The organism is Bradyrhizobium sp. GW821-FHT12B03 (assembly GCF_058807535.1).
Genome location: NZ_JBXAQU010000012.1, coordinates 60,320 through 69,212, shown reverse-complemented (window position 1 = coordinate 69,212; position 8,893 = coordinate 60,320). Strand labels below are relative to the sequence as shown.

Here is an 8,893-nt window from a genome sequence, read left to right as displayed (position 1 = left end):
ACCCCACCCCGCTCGCGCTTCGCGCGATCGACCCTCCCCCTCCAGGGGAGGGTAAGAAACGGACCGCTTACCGCGGCGCCATGCGAATCGCGCCGTCGAGGCGGATGGTCTCGCCGTTCAGCATCGGGTTCTCGACGATGTGCACGGCGAGCATGCCGTATTCATTGGCATCACCGAGGCGCGCGGGATGCGGCACCTGGGCGCCCAGGCTCTTGCGGGCCTCCTCGTTCAGACCCATCAACAGCGGCGTCAGGAACAGGCCGGGCGCGATGGTGTTGACGCGGATCTTCTGGCTGGCGAGGTCGCGCGCGGCCGGCAGGGTCAGGCCGACGACGCCGCCTTTCGAGGCCGCATAGGCGATCTGGCCGATCTGGCCTTCATAGGCGGCAACCGAAGCCGTGTTGACGATGACGCCCCGCTCTTCGCCGATCGGCTCGGCAGTGACGAGGCGCTCGGCGAACAGCCGCAGGCAGTTGAAGGTGCCGATCAAATTGACATTGATGATGCGCGCGAACTTTTCCAGCGGATAGACGCCGTCGCGACCGACGATGCGCTGCGAGCCGCCGATGCCGGCGCAGTTCATCAGGACGCGCGCGACGCCATGCGCGGCTTCCGCCTTCGCGATCGCCGCCTTGATCTGCTCCTCGCTGGTGACGTCGGCATGCAACGCGACGCCCTTCACTTCGACCGCGACCTTCTCGGCATTTTCCTTGCTCTGGTCGATCACGCCGATCTTGGCGCCCTTGGCGGCCATGGCGCGGGCGGTCGCGGCACCAAGGCCCGAACCACCGCCGGTGATGAGAACGGCTACGTCTTTCAACTGCATCGCTTGTACCTTTCCTCTACCTATTCCTTGGGCGTTTCTTCTCTGGACTCGTGAAGTGCTGGCCGGACTATCCGGCGGCGACAGCTTCCTCGGCTTGCGTGAGGATGCCGCCGCAGATCAGCGTTTCCATGTGCTTGATATATTGCCGGCAGACTTCATCGGTGACCGGGCCGACGCCGGTCGCGCGGGACATCGCGTGCCGGCCGAAGAACAGGTGATCGCAGGCGCCGATCAGGCTGGTGTAGAACAGCACCGGATCGGTCTGGCGGAATTCGCCGCTGCTGACGCCTTCGGCGAGCAGGCGGCGGTGAAAATCCAGCAACGGCGCGACGAAGAATTTCGAGACTTCGTCGGCCGAACCCGCATTGGTTTCGTGCAGGAGATAGTGGATCAGCCGGTTCATGTAGGGGAACCGGTGATAGGCGCGGATGATGCCGGCGATATGCAGCTTCAGCTTCGCGGTCGGCGTGATCGGCTGGGCCAGCAGATATTCGAGATTGGACAGCTCCGTCCCCGCATCGCGCTCGAGCAGCGCCAGCAGCAGTCCGTCCTTGTTGCCGAAATGATATTTGACCAGTGCGGCGTTGGCGCCCGACTTCTGGGCGATGTCGGAGAGCGAGATCTCGATCGAGGAGCGTTCGATCATCAGCTCGCTCGCGGCCACGAGCAATTTCTCTGCCGTGGAATTTTTCCCGCTGGGAAGCCTGTTCGGTACGCTGGTAGCCACGGAGATCCCTGTTCTCGCCGCGTGAAGCGGGGCGCAGATAAGCCCAAGCAGCGCCTCATCACAAGAGTTAATTGATCGATTGACTAAACGATCAGGTAGCTCTTAAATCCGCGCCGACAACCCAATTCGATACAGAACAATCCAGGGAGAGACCGAAATGGCCGAGGCTTACATCGTCGCCGCTGCGCGGACCGCGGGCGGGCGCAAGGGGGGCCGCCTCGCCGGCTGGCATCCGGCCGATCTCGCCGCCAAGGTGCTGGACGAGCTGGTCGATCGCACCAAGGTCGATCCGGCCCTGGTCGAGGACGTGATCATGGGCTGCGTCATGCAGGTCGGCGAGCAGTCCAACAACGTCGCGCGCAACGCGATCATGGCCTCGAAGCTGCCGGAGAGCGTGCCGGGCACGTCGATCGACCGCCAGTGCGGCTCCTCGCAGCAGGCGCTGCACTTCGCGGCGCAAGCCGTGATGTCCGGCACGATGGACGTCGTGATCGCCGCCGGCGTGGAATCGATGACGCGCGTGCCGATGGGCCTGTCCTCGCAGCTTCCGGCCAAGAACGGCTTTGGCAATTACAAGAGCCCCGGCATCGAGCAGCGCTATCCGAACATCGTGTTCAGCCAGTTCACCGGCGCCGAGATGATGGCCGAAAAGTACGGCCTCTCCAAGAACGAGCTCGACGAATATTCCTACAACAGCCATCAGCGCGCGATCGCGGCGACGCAAGGAGGCCACTTCAAGAAGGAGATCGTGCCGCTCGAGATCACCCGCGCCGACGGCTCCAAGGACACCCACCACATCGACGAGGGCATCCGCTTCGACGCCACGCTCGACGGCATCAAGGGCGTCAAGCTGATCGCCGAAAACGGCAAGCTCTCCGCAGCCAGCGCCAGCCAGATCTGCGACGGCGCCTCCGGCGTCATGGTGGTGAACGAGCGCGGATTGAAGCAGCTCGGCGTCAAGCCGCTCGCGCGCATCCATCACATGACCATGATGGGCGGTGATCCCGTGATCATGCTCGACGCACCGCTGCACGCCACCAAGCGCGCGCTGGAGAAGGCCGGCATGACGATCGGCGACATCGACCTGTTCGAGGTCAACGAGGCCTTTGCCTCGGTGCCGACCGCGTGGCTGAAGACCACCGGCGCCGATCCGGAACGCCTCAACGTCAATGGTGGCGCCATCGCGCTCGGCCATCCGCTCGGCGGCTCCGGAACCAAGCTGATGACGACGCTGGTCCACGCCCTGCACCAGCGCGGCAAGCGCTATGGCCTGCAGACCATGTGCGAAGGCGGCGGCATGGCCAATGTGACGATCGTGGAGCGGCTGTAAGCAAACAAAAGCGAGTAGTGAGTGGCGAGTAGCGAATGGTGGGTGGGTGAAGGGCCGTTATCTGCCCTTCTTCCCTATTCGCAATTCGCCACTCGCCATTCGCGTCTTGAGGAAACGCCATGACCCACCCCTCCATCCACGCCCGCACCACGCCCGACAAAATCGCCTACCGGATGGCCGGCACCGGCAAGGCGATCACGTATCGCGAGCTCGACGAGCTCTCGAACCAGGGCGCGCATCTCTTCCGCTCGCTCGGCCTGAAGGCCGGCGACCACATCGCGCTGCTGATGGAGAACCGTCTCGCCTTCATGGAACTCTGCTGGGCCGCGCAGCGCAGCGGGCTCTATTACACCGCGATCAGCCGCTATCTGAAGCAGGACGAGATCGACTACATCATCGCCGATTGCGGCGCCAAGGTCGTGATCACGACGCCGAAATGCGCAGACCAGATCAAGGCCCTGATCAAGGGCACGCCTGGCGAGCCGGTCTTCTACATGATGGACGAGCCGCTCCCCGGCTTCCGCTCCTACGACAAGGAAGCCGCCGCGCAGCCGACCACGCCGATCGCCGACGAGGTCGCCGGCTACGACATGCTGTATTCGTCCGGCACCACCGGCCGGCCCAAGGGCATCAAGAAGGCCTTCGAGGGCAACAAGATCGACGTGCCGAACGCCTTCCTGCGCGTGCTCTGCGCCGACATGTGCGGCATGAATGCGGAGAGCACCTATCTGTCGCCGGCGCCGCTCTATCACGCAGCGCCCTTGCGCTTCAACATGATGGCGATCGTACTCGGCGGCACCTCCATCATCATGGAGCATTTCGACGCCGAAGAGTTTTTGCAGCTGGTCGAAAAGTATGAGGTCACGCAATCGCAGCTGGTGCCGACCATGTTCGTGCGCATGCTGAAACTGCCGGACGAGGTTCGCACGAAGTACAACGTCTCGACGCTCAAGGGCGCAATCCACGCCGCCGCGCCCTGCCCGGTCGACGTGAAGGCCAAGATGATCGAATGGTGGGGGCCGATCCTGATCGAGTATTACGCGGGCTCGGAAGGCAACGGCGTCACCGTCTGCAATTCGAAAGACTGGCTTACGCATCGCGGCAGCGTCGGCCGCGCCGTGGTCGGCAAGATCAAGATCCTGGACGAGAACGACGAGGAGCGGCCGACAGGTGAGATCGGCACCGTCTACTTCGCCGACGCGCCCGCCTTCACCTATCACAACGATCCCGAGAAGACGAAGAAGGCCTACAACGCCAAGGGCTGGTCGACGCTCGGCGATGTCGGTTATCTCGACAAGGACGGCTTCCTGTTTCTCACCGACCGCAAGTCCTACATGATCATCTCGGGCGGGGTGAACATCTACCCGCAGGAGACCGAGGACGTGCTCATCACCCATCCCGATATCGCCGACGTCGCGGTGTTCGGCGTGCCGAACGAGGAGATGGGCGAGGAGGTGAAGGCGGTGGTGCAGCCGCACGATATGGCGCGCGCGGGGAAAGAGCTCGAGGCCGATCTGATCGCGTTTTGCAAGACGCGACTTTCGGCGATCAAATGCCCGCGCTCGATCGATTTCGAGGCCGAGCTGCCGCGCACGCCGACGGGCAAGCTGGTGAAGCGGCACTTGCGCGACAAATATTGGCCGAAGACGGCGGCGAAGATTTAGGGCGCGATGCCCACCCTCCCCTGGAGGGGGAGGTCGGCGCGAAGCGCCGGGGTGGGGTGATCTCTCCACTCGGGCACCGTTCGACGCGGAGAGACTGTCACCCCCCCTGCGCATTCCGCTCCGCTGCATGCGCAGCGACCCTCCCCCTCCAGGGGAGGGTAAGAGCAGCCTCAATCAAACAAACTCGGCGTGTGGTTCACCAGCGCGCCTTCGATCTCGAGCATCTTCAGCTTCGTCACCACACCGCCATTGGCCGAGAAGCCGCCAGGCTTGTTGCCGGCCGCCAGCACGCGATGGCAGGGCACGACGATCGGGCACGGGTTGTGCCCGAGCGCCTGGCCGACGTCGCGTGACAGCTGGACGCCGCCAAGGCGCTTGGCGATGTCGCCATAGGTCAGCGTCTTGCCCGGCGGGATGGCGCGGGCGATCTCGTAGACGCCGCGGTTGAAGTCGGGCACGCCGTCGAGATCGAGCGGGATGTCGGTGAGATCGTCAGGCTCGCCCGCGAGCAGTTTGACGATGCGGTCGATCGCCTCTCGCACCTCGGCGGTCGGCTCGGCTTCACTGGCGTCAGCGTGGCGCTGACTGATGCGGGTGCGGATCTTGTCTTCGCCGCCCATTGGCAGCTGCGTGCCGTTGATGCCGCGCGGGCCCCAGGCAATGGCGCAGAGGCCGATCCGGGTGTCGAACAGGGCGAAATGCTGGTCGGTCATGGCTTGTTTCCTGGCTTGCGTCCTCGTCGCATGCCCCCATTGTGTTCTCAGCCTAAATCTAGGCTTGGAAATAGTTGCGATCCACCCGGTTTCCGGGAATCTTGCACAGGAGTTCCGCCCCTCTTCCCGCGAGCCCCGAATGCAAAGCCTCCACGTCAACGGATACGACATGCCCTATCTCGACGTGGGCGAAGACCGAGGCCGGCCGCCATTGGTCTGCGTGCATGGTTCGCTCAACGACTTCCGCGTCTGGGGCTGCGTGCTCGGGCCGCTGACGCAGCAGCACCGGGTGATCGCCGTCAGCCTGCGGCACTTCTTCCCGGAGCGGTGGGATGGCATCGGCGACACCTATTCAATTGCGCAGCATGTCGACGACGTGATGGCCTTCATCGAAAAACTCGATCTCGGCCCGGTCGATCTGATGGGCCATTCCCGCGGCGGGCACATCTGCTTCCGCGTCGCGCAGCAGCGGCCGGACCTGCTCCGGCGGCTGATCCTGGCCGAGCCCGGCGGCGAGCTCGATGCGAGCCTCGACCCTGACTACGTCGGCGGCCCCTCGCCGCTGCTGGCGCGCTTCACGGCCTCGGCGGAGAAGATCGCGGCCGGCGACGTCGATGGCGGCCTCGCCGTCTTCGTCGACACGCTGGAGGGCGCCGGCACCTGGCCGCGGCTGCCGGCGATGGTGAAGCAGAATCTGCGCGACAACGCCTATACCCTGATCGGCCAGGTTCGCGACAATCGCCCGCCGTTCTCGATGGCGGATGCGGAGACGATCAAGATGCCGACGCTGTTCATCCTGGGTGCGCGAACCAAAGGCCTGCTGCCGAAGGTGCTGCATGCGCTCGCCGCGCATGTGCCCTACTCCAAGACGGCGATCGTCCCGAACGCGACGCACCCGATGTTCGAGCAGGCGCCGCAGAAATACTCCGAAATCGTTCTGGACTTTTTGGCGAGCTGATCATGCAGAGCTTTCAGGTCAACGGCTACGACATGGCCTATCTCGAAGTCGGAGAGGGCCATCCGCTGGTCTGCGTGCACGGCACGCTCGGGGATTTCCGTACCTGGTATTCGGTGCTCGGCCCGCTGTCGAAGAGCCATCGCGTGATCTCGGTCAGCCTGCGGCACTTCTTTCCCGAGCAGTGGGACGCCGTCGGTAACGACTACAAGATGGCCCAGCACGTCGCTGACGTGATCGCCTTCATCGAGCAGGTGAGCCCCGCACCCGTCGATCTGATGGGCCATTCGCGCGGCGGCCACATCGCGTTCCGCGTGGCGCAGGCGCGGCCCGATCTGTTGCGCAAGCTGGTGCTGGCAGAACCCGGCGGCGATCTCGACGCCAGCCTGCCGGTGCCCGAAGGCACGCCCGCGCATCCGCCGCTGGCCGCGCGCACGGTGCGCTCGGTCGAGATGATCCGCGCCGGCGACATCGAGGGCGCGCTGCAGAATTTCTACGAGGGTATCGAGGGCGACGGCTCCTGGCGGCGCGTGCCGGCGGCGGCCAAGCAGCAATTGCGCGACAACGCCATCACCTTCCTCGGCCAGATCAACGAGCAGCGGAGGCCCTACACGCGCGGCGATGCGCAGGCGATCAGGACACCGACGCTGCTGATCGGCGGCGGCGCGACGACGGGGAGCCTGGCGGTGATGTGGCGCGTGCTGGCCGATCATATCGCAGGCGCCAAGACGGCCGTGATCGCGAATGCCGGCCACTGGATGTTCGAACAGGCCCCGCTGGAGTTCGGCGACGTGGTGAACGGGTTTCTGGCGGAGTAGCGGGAGCGGGCGACTTCCGTGAAAACAACCCCATGCACAGTAGACGGACTCAGTAATATCAAAGGCTTAGCCGGTCGCGGCTCGGGCGCCCCCGAATCGTCGGCTTGACGCCCTTGGCGTCCCGGATTACCGTCGAATACGGAATTCCGTATTCTGTTTCAGCGTCCTGTTGGAGCCGCCGGCGTGATCCCTCTCGACCCGCTCCCGAACCTGATCGACCAGGTCTATGCACGGATCCTGGAGGCGATCTCCGATCGCACGCTGCAGCCCGGCCAGCGCATCCGGCAGAACGAGCTCGCCGACAAGCTCGGCGTGTCGCGCCAGCCGGTGTCACATGCGCTGCACCTGCTACATCGCCAGGGTCTCGTCGCCGAGAGCGGCCGGCGCGGCTTTGAAGTCACCCAGCTCGATCCCGCGCGCATCCGCCAGCTCTACGAGGTGCGCGGCGCCATCGACGCGCTGGCCGCGCGGCTCGCCGCTCAGCGCGCCGCAAGCGATGCGGCGGGACGCGCGCGGCTGGAGGCGGCGCTCGCCGCCGGCCGCCGCATCGATGGCAAGACCTCGCTTGCCGAGCTCATCGTGCTCGACGTCGACTTCCACCGCGCGATCTATCAGCTCGCCGGCAATCCCGTGATCGAGGAGACGATCGCGCCGCAATGGCCGCATATGCGGCGCTCGATGGCGACGGTGCTGTCGGAGCTCGACTATCGCGGCAGCGCCTGGGCCGAGCATGCCACGATTGCCGGACACATTCTCGGCGGCGATGCGAAGGCGGCCGAGCGCGCGGCGCTGGCGCATGCGCAGACGGCGGGACGGATGACCGAGGAGAGATTGAGGGCGACGGACGAGGCGGCGGCGTAATCATTTGCGCCACGCGCCGTCATGGCCGGGCTTGCCCCGGCCATCCACGTCTTTGTTCGACGCTCGAAGAACGTGGATGCCCGGGACAAGCCCGGGCATGACGAGAGACAACAACAAAACGACTAAGAAGGAGGACGACCCATGAAACTGTCTCAGGAGCAATTGGAGTTCTTCCACCGCGAGGGCTGGCTGTTCCTGCCGGAGCTGTTCAGACAGGAGGAGGTCGATCTGCTCGCGCGCGAGGCGGTCGGCATCTACGATGCCAACCGGCCGGAGGTCTGGCGCGAGAAGAGCGGCGCGCCGCGCACGGCCTTTGCCGCGCATCTCTACAACGAGGCGTTCAGAATCCTCGGCGCGCATCCGCGCATGATCGACCCGGTCGAGCAATTGTTCGGCGAGCCTGTCTACATGCACCAGTTCAAGATCAACGCGAAATCGGCCTTCACCGGCGACGTCTGGCAATGGCACCAGGATTACGGCACCTGGAAGCGCGACGACGGCATGCCGGAGCCGCGCGCGATGAACATCGCGATCTTCCTCGACGAGGTGATGCCGATCAACGGCCCCCTGATGCTGGTGCCGCGCAGCCAGAACGCCGGCGACCTCCAGGCCTCGCATGACCTTTCGACGACATCCTACCCGCTTTGGACACTGGACGAGGACACCGTGACGCGCCTCGTCAAGCAGGGCGGCATCGTCGCGCCGACCGGCAAGCCCGGCGGCATGCTGATGTTCCACGGCAATCTGGTGCACGGCTCGAGCGGCAACATCACGCCCTACCCGCGCAAGATCGTGTACCTGACGCTGAACGCGGTCTCGAATTACATCCGCACCCCCACGCGGCCCGAATACATCGCGCACCGCGACTTCACACCGATCAAGACGGTGGATGATGATGCGCTGGTGCGGCTTGCGCGTGCGCCGCGGCAGGCGGCGGAGTAGACAGGTCTCGTGCAACCATCTCAGGCGTCATGCCCGGGCTTGTCCCGGGCATCCACG

Annotated in this window: 9 protein-coding genes; 6 read left to right on the top strand and 3 right to left on the bottom strand. The window is 65.0% G+C overall.

The window, feature by feature from the left end; all coding sequences use genetic code 11:
• Window positions 1-67: 67 nt before the first annotated feature.
• Together AC1RUR_RS22640 and AC1RUR_RS22635 are read right to left on the bottom strand one after the other, a co-directional pair.
• Window positions 68-826, bottom strand: a complete 759-nt coding sequence (locus AC1RUR_RS22640) for an SDR family NAD(P)-dependent oxidoreductase (RefSeq protein ID WP_492848012.1) — start codon at window positions 824-826, stop codon at window positions 68-70.
• 67 nt (window positions 827-893) lie between these two features.
• A complete protein-coding gene (locus tag AC1RUR_RS22635; protein ID WP_492848008.1) occupies window positions 894-1,496 on the bottom strand; it encodes a TetR family transcriptional regulator in 603 nt (200 codons plus the stop codon).
• A gap of 214 nt (window positions 1,497-1,710) precedes the next feature.
• Here AC1RUR_RS22635 and AC1RUR_RS22630 point away from each other — a divergent pair, with 214 nt between their 5' ends.
• Complete coding sequence (locus AC1RUR_RS22630) at window positions 1,711-2,883, top strand: acetyl-CoA C-acetyltransferase (protein ID WP_492848006.1); 1,173 nt, start codon at window positions 1,711-1,713, stop codon at window positions 2,881-2,883.
• A 119-nt stretch (window positions 2,884-3,002) separates the two neighbouring features.
• On the top strand, window positions 3,003-4,547 hold the full coding sequence (locus tag AC1RUR_RS22625) for an acyl-CoA synthetase (RefSeq protein ID WP_492848004.1): 1,545 nt from the start codon (window positions 3,003-3,005) through the stop codon (window positions 4,545-4,547).
• Between the two features lie 170 nt (window positions 4,548-4,717).
• On the opposite strand, the gene AC1RUR_RS22620 is transcribed toward AC1RUR_RS22625, so the two are convergent.
• Window positions 4,718-5,260, bottom strand: a complete 543-nt coding sequence (locus AC1RUR_RS22620) for a methylated-DNA--[protein]-cysteine S-methyltransferase (RefSeq protein WP_492848002.1) — start codon at window positions 5,258-5,260, stop codon at window positions 4,718-4,720.
• 139 nt (window positions 5,261-5,399) lie between these two features.
• Between AC1RUR_RS22620 and AC1RUR_RS22615 the strand changes: the two genes are divergently transcribed.
• The 4 genes from AC1RUR_RS22615 (at window position 5,400) to AC1RUR_RS22600 (ending at window position 8,836) form a co-directional block, all read left to right on the top strand.
• Window positions 5,400-6,218, top strand: a complete 819-nt coding sequence (locus AC1RUR_RS22615) for an alpha/beta fold hydrolase (RefSeq protein ID WP_492848000.1) — start codon at window positions 5,400-5,402, stop codon at window positions 6,216-6,218.
• Between the two features lie 2 nt (window positions 6,219-6,220).
• Complete coding sequence (locus tag AC1RUR_RS22610) at window positions 6,221-7,033, top strand: alpha/beta fold hydrolase (RefSeq protein WP_492847998.1); 813 nt, start codon at window positions 6,221-6,223, stop codon at window positions 7,031-7,033.
• A 183-nt stretch (window positions 7,034-7,216) separates the two neighbouring features.
• Window positions 7,217-7,894: a GntR family transcriptional regulator gene (locus AC1RUR_RS22605; RefSeq protein WP_492847996.1), complete on the top strand. Its 678-nt coding sequence runs from the start codon at window positions 7,217-7,219 to the stop codon at window positions 7,892-7,894.
• A gap of 141 nt (window positions 7,895-8,035) precedes the next feature.
• Window positions 8,036-8,836: a phytanoyl-CoA dioxygenase family protein gene (locus AC1RUR_RS22600; protein WP_492847994.1), complete on the top strand. Its 801-nt coding sequence runs from the start codon at window positions 8,036-8,038 to the stop codon at window positions 8,834-8,836.
• The last annotated feature ends 57 nt before the right edge of the window (window positions 8,837-8,893 follow it).